Source organism: Staphylococcus sp. NWU MK-U1, from assembly GCF_033283505.1.
Lineage (GTDB): Bacteria > Bacillota > Bacilli > Staphylococcales > Staphylococcaceae > Staphylococcus > Staphylococcus haemolyticus.
Window position 1 is genome coordinate 1 of the sequence record NZ_JAVSMG010000001.1, and the last position, 17,271, is coordinate 17,271.

General features: G+C 32.8%; 14 protein-coding genes and 1 pseudogene. 1 reads left to right on the top strand and 14 read right to left on the bottom strand.

The window, feature by feature from the left end; translation table 11 throughout:
* Positions 1–254, top strand: a pseudogene (locus SBL16_RS00005) (IS110 family transposase); the annotation flags it as partial.
* Between the two features lie 334 nt (positions 255–588).
* Here the strand turns inward: SBL16_RS00005 and ileS are convergent.
* The 14 genes from ileS to ftsL form a co-directional block, all read right to left on the bottom strand.
* Positions 589–3,339: an isoleucine--tRNA ligase gene (gene ileS, locus SBL16_RS00010; RefSeq protein WP_107611898.1), complete on the bottom strand. Its 2,751-nt coding sequence runs from the start codon at positions 3,337–3,339 to the stop codon at positions 589–591.
* Positions 3,340–3,564: 225 nt separating this feature from the next.
* Positions 3,565–4,257: a DivIVA domain-containing protein gene (locus SBL16_RS00015; protein WP_107611897.1), complete on the bottom strand. Its 693-nt coding sequence runs from the start codon at positions 4,255–4,257 to the stop codon at positions 3,565–3,567.
* 42 nt (positions 4,258–4,299) lie between these two features.
* Positions 4,300–5,121 (bottom strand): RNA-binding protein, encoded by an 822-nt coding sequence (locus tag SBL16_RS00020; protein ID WP_202111982.1) that lies wholly within the window; start codon positions 5,119–5,121, stop codon positions 4,300–4,302.
* Between the two features lie 41 nt (positions 5,122–5,162).
* Positions 5,163–5,453 (bottom strand): YggT family protein, encoded by a 291-nt coding sequence (locus tag SBL16_RS00025; RefSeq protein WP_317952176.1) that lies wholly within the window; start codon positions 5,451–5,453, stop codon positions 5,163–5,165.
* Positions 5,454–5,465: 12 nt separating this feature from the next.
* Positions 5,466–6,059, bottom strand: a complete 594-nt coding sequence (locus tag SBL16_RS00030; protein ID WP_107611896.1) for a cell division protein SepF — start codon at positions 6,057–6,059, stop codon at positions 5,466–5,468.
* 11 nt (positions 6,060–6,070) lie between these two features.
* On the bottom strand, positions 6,071–6,739 hold the full coding sequence (locus SBL16_RS00035; protein ID WP_107611895.1) for a YggS family pyridoxal phosphate-dependent enzyme: 669 nt from the start codon (positions 6,737–6,739) through the stop codon (positions 6,071–6,073).
* 98 nt (positions 6,740–6,837) lie between these two features.
* On the bottom strand, positions 6,838–7,629 hold the full coding sequence (gene pgeF, locus SBL16_RS00040) for a peptidoglycan editing factor PgeF (RefSeq protein WP_107611894.1): 792 nt from the start codon (positions 7,627–7,629) through the stop codon (positions 6,838–6,840).
* A gap of 232 nt (positions 7,630–7,861) precedes the next feature.
* Positions 7,862–9,043: a cell division protein FtsZ gene (ftsZ, locus tag SBL16_RS00045; RefSeq protein WP_317952180.1), complete on the bottom strand. Its 1,182-nt coding sequence runs from the start codon at positions 9,041–9,043 to the stop codon at positions 7,862–7,864.
* Between the two features lie 29 nt (positions 9,044–9,072).
* The gene (ftsA, locus tag SBL16_RS00050) at positions 9,073–10,509 is read right to left on the bottom strand and encodes a cell division protein FtsA (RefSeq protein ID WP_119472310.1); all 1,437 of its coding nucleotides are present in this window, start codon (positions 10,507–10,509) and stop codon (positions 9,073–9,075) included.
* Between the two features lie 103 nt (positions 10,510–10,612).
* Positions 10,613–11,941 (bottom strand): cell division protein FtsQ/DivIB, encoded by a 1,329-nt coding sequence (locus SBL16_RS00055; protein WP_107611892.1) that lies wholly within the window; start codon positions 11,939–11,941, stop codon positions 10,613–10,615.
* A gap of 15 nt (positions 11,942–11,956) precedes the next feature.
* The gene (murD, locus tag SBL16_RS00060; RefSeq protein WP_119472131.1) at positions 11,957–13,306 is read right to left on the bottom strand and encodes a UDP-N-acetylmuramoyl-L-alanine--D-glutamate ligase; all 1,350 of its coding nucleotides are present in this window, start codon (positions 13,304–13,306) and stop codon (positions 11,957–11,959) included.
* A gap of 1 nt (position 13,307) precedes the next feature.
* On the bottom strand, positions 13,308–14,273 hold the full coding sequence (mraY, locus tag SBL16_RS00065) for a phospho-N-acetylmuramoyl-pentapeptide-transferase (protein WP_107611890.1): 966 nt from the start codon (positions 14,271–14,273) through the stop codon (positions 13,308–13,310).
* A 291-nt stretch (positions 14,274–14,564) separates the two neighbouring features.
* Positions 14,565–16,883, bottom strand: coding sequence for a penicillin-binding protein (locus SBL16_RS00070; RefSeq protein ID WP_107613257.1), 2,319 nt, complete (start codon positions 16,881–16,883; stop codon positions 14,565–14,567).
* Positions 16,864–17,265, bottom strand: coding sequence for a cell division protein FtsL (gene ftsL, locus SBL16_RS00075; protein ID WP_016930703.1), 402 nt, complete (start codon positions 17,263–17,265; stop codon positions 16,864–16,866). The genes SBL16_RS00070 and ftsL overlap by 20 nt, the downstream gene beginning before the upstream one ends.
* Positions 17,266–17,271 lie beyond the last annotated feature (6 nt).

Genomic DNA, 17,271 nt, shown 5'->3' on the forward strand with positions numbered 1-17,271 from the left:
ATTATAAGGATACAATTAATAAGCGGGGAAATAAAAAAGCTAGACAATTATTATTTTGGATAGTGATGAATATTATCAGAGGCCAGCGTAACTACGATAATCATGTCGTCGATTATTATTACAAACTAAGAAAGCAGCCAAATGAGAAATCTCATAAGACTGCCGTCATCGCTTGTATAAATCGACTATTAAAAACGATTCATTATCTGATAATGAATCAAAAATTGTACGATTATCAAATGTCCCCACATTAGCCAAACGTACAATCAAATACAGTTTAACACCTTATTCAAAAAATTAAAATTGAACGGTTTAGTTAAGTAATGCTTATTTTATTTGTAAATGCTTGACTAATCGTAGGAAAAAGGGAGTCGGACTGAATTCTTCTCAAATTCGTTGTCCAACTCCCAACTTGCTTTGCTTGTAGAATTTTTTTATGAAATTTTCTTCGTTAGGGCCCGCCCACAAGGATGACTAGAACTAAGAAAAGCTTGATTTAAGCGTTTTATCAGTTCAGTCAGCTACAATAAATTGCAAAATAGGATTATTATATTATTTATGTCCCATGTGTTTTCAAAAATATATTTATTAAACTAAAGTTTTAACTACTTCTTGGCATCTTGGACATAAGTGTTCTAATTCACCTACTGAACCTAATTCTTCAGTATAGTTCCAACATCTTTCACATTTTTCACCTACTGCATGGTCAATTCTAATATCACCATGTTGATAAGCCTCTGCATTGTCTACAGAATCTGAAACTTCAACTTGTGAAACAATGAATAATTGTTGTAAATCTTCAAATTGTTGTAAGAACTCTGCAGCTTTAAAGTTGTCGTTATTACCAATTACAACTTTAGCTTCAAGAGACTTACCAATAACTTTATTATTACGTGCAACTTCTAACGCACGGTTTACATCATCACGTAATGCCATGAATTGATTCCATTTGTCAAGCAATGCTTGATCAACTTCAACTACCTTAGGCATGTCAGCTAAATGAACACTTTCTTCTTTTACATGTGGTGTGTGTGTCCAAACTTCTTCAGCTGTGTGAACTAAAATAGGTGCTAATAATTTAGTCATATCAACTAAGATTTGGTATAGAACAGTTTGCATACTACGACGTTTATGCGCGTTTTTCTCTTCAATATAAAGAATATCTTTACCGTAATCTAAGTAGAAATTACTCAATTCAACATTAATAAAGTTTTGTACTTCTTGATAAATATTTAAATAATCAAAGTTATCATAATGTTCAATTGTGCTAGCAGTAAACTCACGTAAACGATTTAGTAAATAACGATCGACTTCAAGTAATTCTGCTTCAGGAATTGCATCAGTATCAGGATTAAAATCATTAATATTACCAAGCATAAATCTTAAAGTATTTCTAATTTTACGATAAACATCAGAAGTTTGTTTTAAGATTTCATCCGAAATACGAACGTCTGCTAAATAATCAGTACTGCTTACCCATAAACGTGCAATGTCAGCACCTTTTTGTTTTACAACTTGGTCAGGAACAATAACATTACCTAGTGATTTACTCATTTTCTTACCTTCTCCGTCCATTACAAAGCCGTGTGATAATAAGAATTTATAAGGTGCTTGACCTCTAGTTGCTACAGCAGTTGTAATTGAAGAGTTAAACCAACCACGATATTGGTCACTACCTTCAAAGTATAAATTAGCTGGGAAACTTAATTCTGGACGATTTTCTAATACACCACGATGTGATGAACCAGAGTCAAACCAAACATCCATAATGTCCATTTCTTTTGTGAAAGTACCATTTGGACTACCAGGGTGTGTAAAGCCTTCAGGTAATAAGTCTTTTGCTTCTTTTTCAAACCAAATATTTGAACCATGCTCTTCAAATAAATCAGCTACGTGGTTAACTGTTTCTTTCGTCATAATGATATCGCCATTCTCGGCATAGAATACAGGTAATGGAACTCCCCATACACGTTGACGAGAAATAACCCATTCTCCACGATCACGGATCATATTGTAAATACGTGTTTTACCCCAATCCACTTTGAAATCTGTTTCTTCAATAGCATCTAAAATATCTTGTCTTACTTTATTAATTGAGGCAAACCATTGTGGTGTAGCACGGAAAATAACTGGTTTCTTAGTACGCCAATCATGAGGGTAACTATGTGTAATAAAGTTTAGTTTTAATAAAGCGTCTTTTTCAGTTAATAAATCAGTAACTGCTTTGTTAGCTTTATCATAAAACATACCTTCAAATTGTCCACCTTCTTCAGTAAACACACCTTTATCATCTAAAGGACTAATAACTGGTAAATCATATTTTTGACCAACGATATAGTCATCTTCACCATGACCAGGAGCGGTATGAACACAACCTGTACCAGCATCAGTTGTAACATGATTACCATTAATTACAAGTGAGATTCTATCTAAGAAAGGATGTTGCGCTTCAACATACTCTAACTCTTTACCTGTAAATTCTTTTTCTAATTGAATGGCATCTTTATCCCATTCTAAAGCTTCTGCTACATCTTCAGATAATGCTTGTGCGATAATATATTTCTTGCCATTCACATTATATTGACCATATTTTAAATCAGGATGAACTGTAATCGCTACGTTAGATGGAATAGTCCATGGAGTAGTTGTCCAAATAATGAATTGAGCATCCTCATCTACTACACCTTTAGTATCTTTCACGTCAAATGCTACATAGATAGATGCAGAACGTTTATCATGATATTCAATTTCAGCTTCAGCTAAAGATGATTCACTTGACGGTGACCAATAAACTGGTTTCTTACCTTTATAAATTAATCCTTTATCCGCCATCTCACCAAATAAACGAATTTGAGCAGCTTCATATTCAGGTTTAAGCGTGATATAAGGATCATTAAAGTCTCCTCGTACACCAAGGCGTTTGAAATCTTTCTTTTGTAATTCAATTTGTTCTAACGCAAATTCCTTACATTTTTCTCTAAATTCAGCAATTGACATTTTTTTGCGATCTACGCCCTTTTTAGTCAAAGCTTGTTCAATTGGTAAGCCATGTGTATCCCAACCTGGAACGTATGGTGCGTAAAAACCTTGCATCGTTTTATAACGTACAATAATATCCTTAATGATTTTGTTTAACGCATGCCCCATATGCAAATTACCATTCGCATACGGTGGTCCATCATGTAAGATGTAAGATTGGTTACCTTTATTTTTTTCTAATGCTTTTTGGTATTGATTGTTAGCTTCCCATTGTTCTTGGATTTGCGGTTCTTTATTTGGCAATCCACCACGCATAGGAAAGTCAGTCTTTGGCATTAATAAAGTATCTTTATAGTTCATAATTGATTTCACTCCTTAAATGTAAAAAGAACTCTAAGTTCAATTAAAAAGGGACGGAATTACCGCGGTACCACCCTTGTTAACTCAACTTAGAGTTCTCTCATATATAATATTACTTTGTAAAAATCAGTGATATAAGAGATAGACTTTTATTAGGCTTACACCAACCCTAATTCGCTGTGAAAAGTTTATTATCTCCTACTTGTCTGACTTATTTTATAACAATTATTTATTTGATGTTGATTCGCTTTGACTCACGCTTGATTGTGAAGTAACGTTCTCACTTGTACTAGTTGAGTCACTTGTACTTAGTGAATTTGATGTACTGTTATTTCTCTCGCTTGCAAGCACACTTTCAGATTGTTGAGATTGAGCGCTAAGTTGTTCTTCAGGTGTAATGTCTTGGCTATTTAAATGTTGGAAATTTTCTTGTGTGACTTTTTCTGCATCGATATCATAGTTTAATAAATAATCCCAATCATCATTTTTAAGTAAATCTAATTGAGCTTCAACTAGCATGCGGAAACGTGATCTGAATATTTTAGATTGACGTTTCATATCTTCAGTTTGGAATGATAAATGACGTGCTTTTTCGATAGCGTCATTAACAATTAAATCTGCTTGTGCTTGAGCTTTACTAATAACAGCTTCAGCTTCTTTATTAGCAGCCAATTTAGTCTCTTCTCCAGCTTGTTGAGCTTGAACAAGAGCATCACTTACTGATTGATGAACTTGTTGATAAGATTTAATATTAGTATCTCTCTCTTCAATTACTTTTTCAAGCTGTTTTTTTTCTTCTTTTAAACGTTCAATTTCATTACTTAATTGATTTAAGTAATCACTTACTTCAGCTGGTTCTAAACCATTTTTCACTTTTGTAAATTCTTTATTTTTAATTTCACTAGGTGTAAAAGGCATCCTACATCCTCCTTAAATCAACATTAAATTGACTTATATTTATTACTTAAATAGCGTTCGATAATTTATGTGTATTTTGTCTTTTTTAGTCCTACCACCTATATCAATGATTTGAGCTCTTCCAAATCCTTGAATAGATAATAAATCATTAGTTTGAACTTGAAAATCTGGTGAATCAATAATTGTGTGATTAACTTTCACACGCTTCTTTTCAATTAATTGTTTCGCTATTGTTCGAGATTTATGAATCATTTCCTTTAAAACGACGTCTAATCTCAATGCACTTACAGTACTACCTTGAATTTTCCAATTCTCTACTGATTGTATCATATCTTTAAATGGAATAGAATTAAGTTTAACTGTAGCACCTTTTATCTTTGTTAATTCCAACATAATATACGATTCTAATTGCTTTGTCAAAACAAATTGAATACTGTCGCCGACAATAATATCACCAACTTGTTCCCTTTCTATTCCTAATGACATAAGTGTTCCTAGGACATGTTGATGTTGTATATTAACAAACTTCTCTGGATAGTTGATTTGAATTAATACTTCTTCAAAGTCAGCTTCCCCAGGTTCAAAATAATTAGGGGCAATGAGACCTCGTTTTCTCTCTGCGTTATCCCCACCAAAAAAAGTCACTTTCATATCTTCATAACTGCCTGTTATGACTTCAAGTATATATTGTCCTCTCGGATCGAGAAAATTTGTCAGAATTGGCGCATACTGCTTTTCAACTTGATCACACTTATCTATTAATTGATCTATTAACCCTTGCTCTTCGTCTCTAAAATGCTGATAAATATCGATTATCTTACACCTCTCTGATTCTAAATTAAATGATAAAAGAGGTTGAAACAACCTCTCATGTATTGTCTCAGCCTCTTAAACATCATATATTATTACATTAAATGAACTATTATCATATTAAAGATACTTCTTAATCCAGCTTGGAATAATACAAGTACAAACAAAGCTACAAGTGAAGAAATATCAATCATCCCTATTGGAGGAATAATCTTTCTAAATGGTTCTAAAAATGGTTCATATAATTTACCTAGTATTTCACCGAACTTAGATTCTCTAATATTAGGTACCCAAGATGTAAAGAAATAAATAATCATTCCAAAGTAATATATTTGAACTAGAAAAATTATAAAATTAAAAATGGTAGCTAGTAAACCTACATTCATATAACGTTCTCCTTATTCGTAGTGTTGCGATTCCATTTGTTCAATATGATCTGTAATACTTCCCGCAACTTCTACATTATCAGGTGTACAAAGGAATATGTCAGTACCTACACGTTGAATATCTCCACCAATTGCATAAACTGTTCCACTTAAGAAATCAATAATGCGTTTAGCTGAAATTTTATCAATACGTTGTAAATTCACTAAAGTAGCACGACGGTTTTTTAATTCATCCGCGATATCTTGTGTATCTGAAAATACTCGTGGCTCGAATAAGCACATTTTTGAACTTTCATAACCACTATAACCTTGTGACGTTTGATTCATTGTAACAACATTTTTGCCGTTTGACTTTGATGGCGGTTGATTCATACGCACATTCCTTTCTTCTGAGTTATAATTTCTTGTTGTTTTCTTTTGTGGTACTGTTTTCAATTTACTTTGATTACTATATGAACGTTCTGATTGTTGCGGTTGATTCTGTTGAACATTGTTTGTTTCATTTTCTTCATTCTGAACTACACGACGTTGTCGCTCTTCAGGGCTTTCTACTTCTTCTTCATCATCCATTAGAAAAAAATTATTAAATAAATCTTTAATAGCCACGGGGCTCACTCCTATTCTCCTACAAGTTTAGTCCCAATTCTTATAAATGAAGCACCTTCTTCTACAGCAATTGCATAATCATTACTCATTCCCATAGATAAATAGTCGCATGGTGCATAATCTAAATTAAGGTTTTTGATTTCATCTCGTTTTACTCGTAATTGTTTAAATAACTGTCGAATATATGTAGTGTCTTCTATATAAGGTGCCATTGTCATTAATCCAACAATTTTTATTTTATCATATTGTTCAATTTGTTCTATAAAGTGATTAACTTCATTTAAAGCAATACCATGTTTAGATTCTTCTCCTGAGACATTGACTTGTATGAAGCAGGCAATCTCATGATCCGCTCTTTTATTAATTTCCTTAGCTAAACTAAGTCTATCTAGTGCATGTAGGTAATCAATTTCATTAATGACTTCTTTTACTTTTCTAGATTGTAAAGAACCTATAAAGTGCATAGTAACATCGTTTGGCAAAGCAGATTTCTTCTCTAAAAAGCCTTCTAATCTATTTTCACCAAAATGTCTAAGGCCAGCATCATAAGCTTCTTTAGCACGGTCTATTGTAACATATTTTGTTACTGCAATCACGTTTGGCAAGGTAGACGCTTCACTATTTTTAAAATGTGATTGTATTTCACTTTCAATGTTTCTTAAATTTTGTTTTACATCCATATTCTACTCAACCTCTTCACCATTTGTTAAGTTTAGTTATCACTAATAAATACATATGCATTTAAATATTTATTATTTATATGACTAATCTAATGAGATTATTTTTGGCCTATAAAGGCCAACATTCTACCTGTTTGACCTTTTTCAACTCGATATGAAAAGAAAAGTGATAAATCCTCTGATGTAGCATAATCAGTTATATATATGTTTTCGAATGGTACACCATAATGATTAAGTAATAGCGCATTAGCACGTTTTAAATCAATACCATGTCGATTCTCTCCACGAGTTTCAATATAATCTTTAACATTAATTGGTAATGTTTCAAACTTCGTTTTAATATCATCGTTTATTTCATATGTAGTTGAAGTAGATGGTCCAATTACAATCTTTAGATCATTATAATCAAAATCAATTTGCTTTAACATTTCACTAACAATTTGACCATATGTACCTCGCCAGCCAGCATGTGCTAATCCTACATAGTGATGTTTTTCACTATAGAAATAAACTGGTACACAATCAGCGTAGCACATCGTTAATAACGTATCAGGGTCATATGTATAAATCCCATCAATACCATACATATCATCTGTTAATGTATCGATGTTAGTTCCACGATGACTTTGCGAAATTTCCATTACTCGATTTTCATGAGTTTGAATTGGAAATACCCATTGTGCTCTTTCAAACCCAATCGCGTCCGCCAACATTTCTTGGTGTTTAGTAATATTTTCAGGATTATCATCCACATATCTTGCCATATTGAATGATGATTCTGGATATAGACTATAGCCACCTTCTCTTGTAGTGAATCCTAATTTAACATGCTTCAAGTCTTGAGATTCATATTTCAAGTGATGGGGATACTTTACAAATTTCTCTGACACGAGATCAAACCACCTTAATTAAAAGTTTTATTTTTGTCAATTTCTAAAAACCTTACTCTAAAATTGAATATAGATATATTATATAACAATCTTCACTTTACTTGAAAGTAAATAAAAAAGGGAGCGAACATGAATCCACAAGTGAATTCGCCGTTCTACTCCCAATTAGGAATGATTAAGACGATAAATACACTTAATCATACAACGAAATATAGACAAAACTTATTTTCAATTAACGTCTAGTTCTTCTAGAACGTCTTTCTTCTCTATTTCTGATAAAGCTAGGAATATCGTCATCTTTAGTAGTATGACTTCTTTCTGATACACTTTCAGAAGAACGAGAGCTTGATGAGCTTTGAGAGAATGATTCTTCTCTTGGCGTACTTGTTTGTGTTGAAGTGCTTGAAGTTGCACTTGTTCCGAAACCAGTACTTGAAGCTTTACGTCCTTGTGAAGTTGGTTTATCTTCAAAACCAGTAGCAATTACAGTTACTACGATTTCATCTTGTAGTTCAGGATTGATAACTGTACCAAAGATCATATTTACATCTTCATCTGCAGCATCTTGCACGATGTCAGCCGCTTCTTGAGCTTCAAATAATGATAGTGATTCCCCACCAGTGATGTTCATTAACACACCTTGAGCACCAACGATTGAAGTTTCAAGTAATGGTGATGAAATTGCTTTTTTAGCTGCTTCAACTGCTCTGTTCTCTCCAGAAGAGACACCAATACCCATTAAAGCAGAACCTTGGTTAGACATAATTGTTTTAACGTCAGCAAAGTCTAAGTTTACTTCACCTGATACAGCGATTAAGTCAGAGATACCTTGAACACCTTGACGTAATACATTGTCTGCTTCTTTAAATGCTTCCATCATTGGAGTTGATTTATCAACGATATCTAATAAGCGATCGTTAGGGATAACAATTAGTGTATCAACTGCTGCTTTCATAGATTCAACACCAGCTGCTGCTTGAGTTGAACGTTTACGTCCTTCAAAACCGAATGGACGTGTTACTACACCAACAGTTAATGCTCCCATTTCTTTAGCAATCTTAGCTACTACTGGTGCAGCACCTGTACCAGTACCGCCACCCATACCAGCAGTTACGAATACCATATCTGCACCTTGGATTGCATCTTCAATTTGTTCACGTGACTCTTCAGCTGCTTTTTTACCAATTTCTGGATTTGCACCAGCACCAAGTCCGCGTGTTAATTTCTCACCAATTTGGATTTTAAATTCTGCTTTAGATAAGTTTAAAGCTTGTCCGTCTGTATTAATTGCAATAAATTCTACATTGTTCATGCCATGGTCGATCATACGGTTAACAGCGTTGTTACCACCGCCACCTACACCGATGACTTTTAATGTCGCTAAATGATTAAATCCTTGTTCAAATTCTAACATTTATATTTCCTCCTAGTCTTTTTGGCCCATCATTCAAATAGAGATTTCATAAGTTTTTTAAATTTGCCCTCTTCTTTTTGAGGTTGCTCTTGATCATCATCATAATGTTCTGTCGTATCGTGATGACTTTCGTTGCTATCATACTTATCATAGTCGTCTACTTTATCTGTTCTTTCATGTGGTTCGTTGTAGTCTTCTTCATAAGTATCTTCATTTTTATTTGACTTACGTTTAAACCAGTCAAATCCACCTGATTTAGAAGTATGTTCTCTCTCGTTATCTTCAATAACTTCTTCTTCAAACTCATCATTATCTTGATAACTCATTGTAACATAATCGAGCAACTCATCAAAAGTGATGCTAGTAGATATAGTAGAAATAGCTGATGTAAATTCTGGCTTTCTGATACCCATTTGTGACGGTGTATGAACTCTAATCTTTTCATTTACCATCGTATTAAGTAATTCTTTAACTCCTAATAAGTTTGAAGAACCGCCAGTTACAATGAAACCACCGTTCACTCTAGTTAATCCTAAGTCAACTAATACATCAAACACCTCATCAAAGATATCTTGCATTGTTCTCTCAATTACAGCACTTAAATCTTTTTGAGTATATTCAACTAATTCATCACTGTCTACTTGATCTACACTAAATACATCTTGATCTGATGCAGAATTAGCATAAGCATGACCATATTGATGTTTAATCTTTTCAGCCGTTTCATATGTAGTATTTAGTTCTTCAGCAATATCATCAGTAATATCGCGACCTGCTAATTCAATTGAATCAGCGTCTACTAATTCTCCACGCTCATAAAAGGCAATTTGAGTTAAATCTTCACCAATATCTATTACACATGCTCCTAATTCTTTTTCAGTAGCTGTAAGAATTGAGCCGTAATTATAAGCATCTGAATAAACATCTAAAACATCTACGCCACATGATTCTACACATTTAATCATGTTGATTAAGATAGATTTATGAATTGCAATAACTCCTGCTTCAACTCTTAATGAGTGTCTAGCAATCAATTCTTTAGGGTCTGATACTTCATTATCCCCATCCACAATAAAACGAATAGGGAATACATCAATTACATCAGTATCCGCTACATCATTTTTTTGACGAATACCTTCTAGCACTTCTTCAATGTGTGTGCCGTTTATTTCAGTATCTTCATAAAAATCAATTTCATTTGCTTCATCATATACTTCAGTACCTATGATAGGTAATTTTAAGAAAACTTCTTTAATGTCTACACCTGATGCGATAGAAGCTTTTTTAATTGTATCTTTAACTGCTTGTTTAGCAATGTCGAAATCATCAATTAATCCGTTCTTGATACCGCTAGTGTAGGTTTGTCCTGTACCTATCACATTTATTCCATTGTGAAATTTTTCGCCTACTATTGTTTTTACACTTGATGAACCAATATCTATGCTTACATAGTAATGTTCCTCCATAGATAGGCACCTCCTGACAAATTACTATTAAAATACACTATGTTTAGTTTACAATACGTCGTAAGGCTTGTGAACTATAAACACATATTAATATCGAAATTTTTTAATTATTTGAATCTGATTGTTCGTTAATTTTATTTAAAGCGCTTTGTAACTCATCTTTTGCATCAGTTTCTTGTTGTGATTTTTGACGAACATTTTGATCGGATTTTGAATCTCCGCTACTGTTTTCATTATACGGTATAAATGATGCACCTACAGATAAATCTATATAACCTTGGGTTTTCAAGTTACCAGAGTCGTCTTTTGATAAAGATTGTGACATTTGAGGATAATATTTAATTTTATTAGCAATCGTTTTTATGTTGCCAACTACTTGCATATCATCTTGCATATATAAAAGAATTCGATTAGGGCTATTTTGCTTAGGTGCGTACTTAATTTCTGAAATCATATCTCTAATGTCTGGGGACATCTTAGATAAAGATTTAATCATGTTGCTTTTTTCTTCACCTTTAAATCCTTCTAAAATAGGTCCACTTCCGGAAATATTACCATCAAAGTTTTTCAATTCTTGATTTCCTTCTATAATTGGCACATATTTATTCTTTTCTTTAACAACACCCACAACTTGATTTTCAGTTATTTGCACTTTCAACGTATTCGGTAATTGCTTTTTAATTTTCACGTCTTTTATTAAATCATTCTTCTTCAGATTTTGAATACCTTTACGTTTACTATAGGTATACATTCTTGAATTATCTTTTACATCCAAAGCTTTTTCAACTTGACTGTTACTCACATTGTTATTTCCACTAATTTTAATATTAGAAATTCTACTTAGTGGTGTAAACATGTAGAGTAAAAATAAAATTATTAATAATACTAAAAGTGTAATGATAATATACTGAATTCTTTTTTGACGCTTCCTTCGCTGAATTCTTAATTGTTCTTTTCTCTCTTGTGGTGATAAATGATCAAATTGTGTACTCTTGGCATGTTTTTTTCTTTTACGATTGTCATTGAACTCTTTAACTCTATCTTTAATAGATAGCTTATATGTGTTTTCACTAGAATTAGTGGAGAGTCTGTGACTATCATTCGTTTTTGTACTTTCAACGCTTTGAGCATCTTCATCAGATGTTTCGTTAGATTGTTCAATTGCTTCATTTTGTTCCAATTGTTCGGATTCATTGGATTGATTATTAAAGTTATCTTCATCTATTGATTGATTTTGATCTTGTTGTTTAGAGGTCTCATTAGGCTTATTAATTTTATACAATTGAGCGTCATCTGTGGAAATTTTATTCTTATCCTTATGATTAGCATCATGATTTGAAAGGTGTTCTTCATTGTTTAATTCTCGATTTCTTTTTTCAATAAGACTTTGAATCGAGCTCACCTTATTATCTTTACGTCGTTTATCTTTCACTTGATTTCACAACCTTTAATAAGATGGTAAGTGGGCACGGAAACTTTCAATAAATCTTTCACCACGTTCTTCAAATGTTTTATATTGATCCCAACTTGCACATGCAGGTGATAGTAAGACAACGTCATTCGGTTCGACTACATCTTGTACCTTTTTAACAGCGTCTTCAATATCTGTAGCTTTCACCACTAACTTACCTTGACTATTGCCAAGCTTAGCAAATTTTTCTTGAGTTTGACCAAAAACAACCATGACACGTACATTCTTCATATAAGGTATTAATTCATCGAAATCATTACCACGATCTAAGCCACCACATAACCAAACTATTGGTTGCTTGAATGAATTTAATGCAAATTGTGTAGCAAGTGTGTTTGTAGCTTTAGAGTCATTGTAATACTTGTTAGTGCGATTTGTACCTATATATTGTAATCTGTGATCTATACCAGAGAATGTCGTTAAACTATCTATAATTGCTTTTATTGGAACACCAGCTAAGATTGAAGCTAATACTGCAGCTAGAATATTTTCTAAATTATGTTCCCCAGGTAATACTAAATCATCTATATTAATGATTCTTATTCCTTTGTAAACAATAAACCCATCTTCAATATAAATACCGTCTACTTCTTGTTGAGTAGAGAAATACAATGTTTTACCTTTCAAATTTTCAGACTCAATTAAATGTCTTTGATGATAATTACATATTAGGTAATCATTTTCTGTTTGATTTTTGTAAATCTGTTTCTTTGCGTTTTGATAGTTTTCAAGTGTTTCGTGATAATCTAGATGAGCAGAATATATATTTGTGATAATCGCAATATGCGGACGATATTGCTCTACACCTAATAATTGGAATGAAGATAATTCAGTTATTAGATATTCATTAGGTGAGGTTTCTTGTGCTACTTTAGATGCTACATAGCCTATATTTCCAGAGAGTCTCCCAGTCAATCTACTTTTCTTAAACATATCGCCAATTAAAGAAGTCGTAGTTGTTTTACCATTAGTTCCAGTTACAGCTATAATCGGTGCTTCTGATATTAAATAACTTAATTCTACTTCAGTTAATATTTTTAAATGTCGCTGATATGCTTCCTGAATTATAGAAACTGTATAAGGAATACCAGGATTTTTTACTATAATTGGCTCATTATCTAACAGTGATAAAGGATGTCCACCATCAACTATTTTAACTCCTAGCGCCTCTAAATCCTTGGCATGAGGATCTTGTGACAAGTCTTTGCCATCATTTACAGTCACATTGGCACCTAATTTGATTAATAATTTAGCTGCTTCATATCCGCTTTTGGCTAGTCCTACTACAAGAACATCTTTATTTTCTAATCCTGTATAATTGAGCATGCTAATGCACTCCTATCCATAATCCGATTAATCCTGAAATTAAACCTGCTGTCCAGAACACTGTCACTACTTTCCATTCTCCCCAACCACTTAATTCAAAGTGATGATGAATCGGGCTCATCTTAAAAATACGCTTTTTTGTAAGTTTATATGAAGCAACTTGCAACATAACTGAAGCTGTTTCAATTACAAATACTAGTCCAATTAGTAACAATGATAATTCTTGATTTAGCATAATTGATATCGTTGCGAAAATTCCACCTAAAGCTAAACTACCAGTGTCTCCCATAAATACCTTTGCAGGATTAAGGTTATACGGTAAAAATCCTAATAATGCAAAAATCATTATAATACAAAATGCTCCAATTGCTGGTGAATCTAAAACAAAGCTCATAATGGCGTACATTGTAAAACCAATGATTGATAATCCTGTTGCTAAACCATCTAAACCATCTGTTAAATTCACAGCATTTGAGAATCCAACTTGCCAAAAAACAATAAAAATCACATATGCAAAAGATAATGGAATACTAATATTTGTAAAAGGTATGTTTAGATTAGTTGAAAATTCTACAAGATGGAAAACATCACTTAGTAAAAAGAATACAACTGCAATTGCAATTTGTGCTAAAAATTTCTGCTTACTTGTTAAACCTTGGTTGTTTTTCTTAACTACGATGATGTAATCATCAATAAAACCTATTAAACCAAAACCAATTGTCACAAATAATAATAAAATGATTGGATTTGAATTATCTACAAAGAAAATTGCAAAAATTGAGGTAATGATAATACTAATTAGAAAAGTCAAACCACCCATTGTCGGTGTGCCTGTTTTTTTCATATGGCTTTGTGGACCTTCTTCACGAATGCTTTGTCCAAATTTCATTCGCTTAAGCGTTGGAATTAAAATAGGTACTAAGATAAAAGTAATTAATAGTGCGATTACCGCAAGTATAAAAAGCATAATTGTCTCCTTTATATATTTAATTTTAGTTTTGTCTTCTGAGTTTATTAATTGATAATATCTCGTTCATTTTATCAATATTTTAAAGTAAATTCATTTAAAATTTGTATGAGATCGAATGACGTCCTTCGAAGTAACACGAGCTAAGAAGGGAATGATATAACCACCCCTTCACTTATATTTGCTACTAAAGTTTTATTTTGTAACCTATACTCACTGTGCTTGTCACAACTTTTAGACGTTCATTCAATTCTCATAACTTATCATCTACTTTTTCAAGTCAAATTATAATTACTCGTTAGAATCTTGACTATTGTTTGTCTGTTGTTCTTGTTCAGAAGAGCTTGAAGTATCATTCTTATTGTCTTTTTCCTTATCGTCTGAAGAAGAACTGGCTTCATCTTTATTAGAAGAGTCATTTGATGCTGTCTCATTGTCATTCGTATTCGTCGATGTATCGTCAGGATCTTCTGGAGATAATTCAATTTCAACCTTACTATTGTCTTTTAATGTAGTTCCAATGTTAACCGATTGTTTTGTTACATAGCCACTACCTTTAGTTGTAACGTTAATGCCAGTTAATTCTTGGAAGGCAAGTACATCATCTTTTGTCCAACCTTTCATATTTGGCATTGTAATATCACCATCAGTTAATAAGAGCACCTTACTATTAGGCAATAATTTTTTATTGGCTTTAATTGATTGAGATTTGACGTTATCTCCATTACCAATAACGGTTGCTTGTAAATCTTCAGATTTCAAACTTTCTTTTGCTTTATCAGTAGATTGTCCAGTTACATTTGGTACTTTTGAATATTGTGCAGATTTAGTTTCATCTTTTTTAGAACCTACATTTAAATATTTAAGTGTATTTTCCATAATTGGTTTGAAAGCCTTACTTACACCCATTTCATAAGCTTCTTGATCATTCTTTTGAGCTAAGCTCATACCGGCATAAACAATAACTTCAGGATTTTTCTTAGGCGCATCACCAATGAAACTTACAAAGTATGGATTTTCACCCTTAACATATCCGCCGCTCTTTTCATCCGCCACTTGGGCAGTACCTGTCTTACCTTCAATATCATAACCATCTACTCTATAATTCATCGCATGACTCTTCTTACTATTAACTACTTTATCTAATTCTGTTTCCACTTTACTTGCGGTAGAAGCAGTAATTGGTTTGCCAGCAATTTCTTTTTTGCCTTGATAGAATGTCTTTTTGGAAATTGGATTTTTAATACTATCCACAAACCATGGTTTAAGCATATTCCCTTTATTAAAGAAAGCAGATTGTGCCTGAATCATTTGTACCGGCGTAACAGTTGTTGATTGCCCGAATGCTGACGTTTTTTGTTGTAATTCATTCGACCAAGCAATATTACCTTCTGCTTCACCATCAAACAGACCACCAGTTGGTTTGCTAAAACCAAATCTTTCGTACCATGATTTCATTTTGTCAGCACCTACTAAGTCTTGTAAGTGCATCATCAGTGTATTTGAAGAATAAGTAAAGCCTAATGACATTGGAATTTCGCCCCAACCAGTTTTATTCCAGTCGGAAATTCTAGAACCCATGATATCACGATGTCCAGACTCATATTTTTTCTTAGGATCAAACTTACCTTCCTGTATAGCTGCCGCTAAACCAAATGATTTAAAAGTAGAACCTGGTTCATACGTATTTTGATATAAATCATTCGCCCATTTTTTCCCGAAATCTTCACCTGTCTCAGGATTAAACGTAGGACGTTGACTGAATGCTAAGATTTCACCTGTTTTAGCATCCATGACAACAGCAAATAAATCTTTTGGTTGATATCTCTTAACCATATCATCCAATGCTTCCTCAACGAATACTTGAATATTTGAATCAATTGTTAAATGAACATCATCACCACGTTTAGGTGATTTTTCATTTTTAGTATTTGGAGCAATATATCCCCAAATATCTTGTATATAAGATAATGCACCTTTAGTTCCACTTAAATAACTATCAAAGATTTTTTCAACACCAAGTGCACCTTTTAATTCGCCTGTATCTGGATTTTTTTGTGCCATTCCTATTAAGTGAGACGCAAAATTACCATTTGGATAAAAGCGTTCAGTTTCTGGATATAGTGTAATACCTGGTAAGTCCATTTTTTCCAGTTTCTGTTTATCTTGATAAGTTAAATTAGTTCCTTTTTGACCAAATTCCACTTGGAATGCTTTTTTCTGATTAAGTCGTTTTTCAATTTCTTCCGGTTTCATGTCTATAATTTTAGAAAGTTCTTTAGCAGTCTTCTTTTTATCCTCTACATAGCGAGGTTTGTCTCCACTTTTACCTGCGCTCTTATCGACTACCGCTACAACTTTATATCTTTCGACATCTTCGGCAAGAATTTTACCGTTTCTATCATAAATCTTGCCTCGTTCAGCTTGTTCATTGTTTTGAACTAAATATTTTTCATTCGCTCGCATTACTAAATCTTGTCCATCAGAATGCCCTGTGATCATAATATATGAATATCTTAAAACCAATATAAAAAAGAGCAGTCCGAATATACCAACAAGGAGGACTGCTCCTAATTTATTTTTTCTAATTTTAATTTTTCGCTTCGCCATTTGTACGCACTACCTTTACATTGTCGTTATTTAGGCTCATACCTTGTGCTTTAGCCTTGTCGTAAATGCGTTGGTAAGAAGAACTTTTTTTAATTTCAGATTGAATTGCGCTATTTTCACTTGATTGTTGTTCAATTTTGGAGTCTAAATCTGCAATCTTTCCATTCGTATCATACGCATCCATTTTTAAAGATAGCATATAAATAGCAATAACTGCAATTGCAGTAACAAGTGTTATGTATAAGTATTTCTCAAATCTTGTGAGTTGAACTACAACCTTCTTAGTAACAGTTCTTGTTTGTGGTTCCGATTGAGGTTGTTGTTTCGGTATACTATTGTGCTGGACGTCTTCATATGGTTCATATATTTCTTCTACAGCCATCGTCAA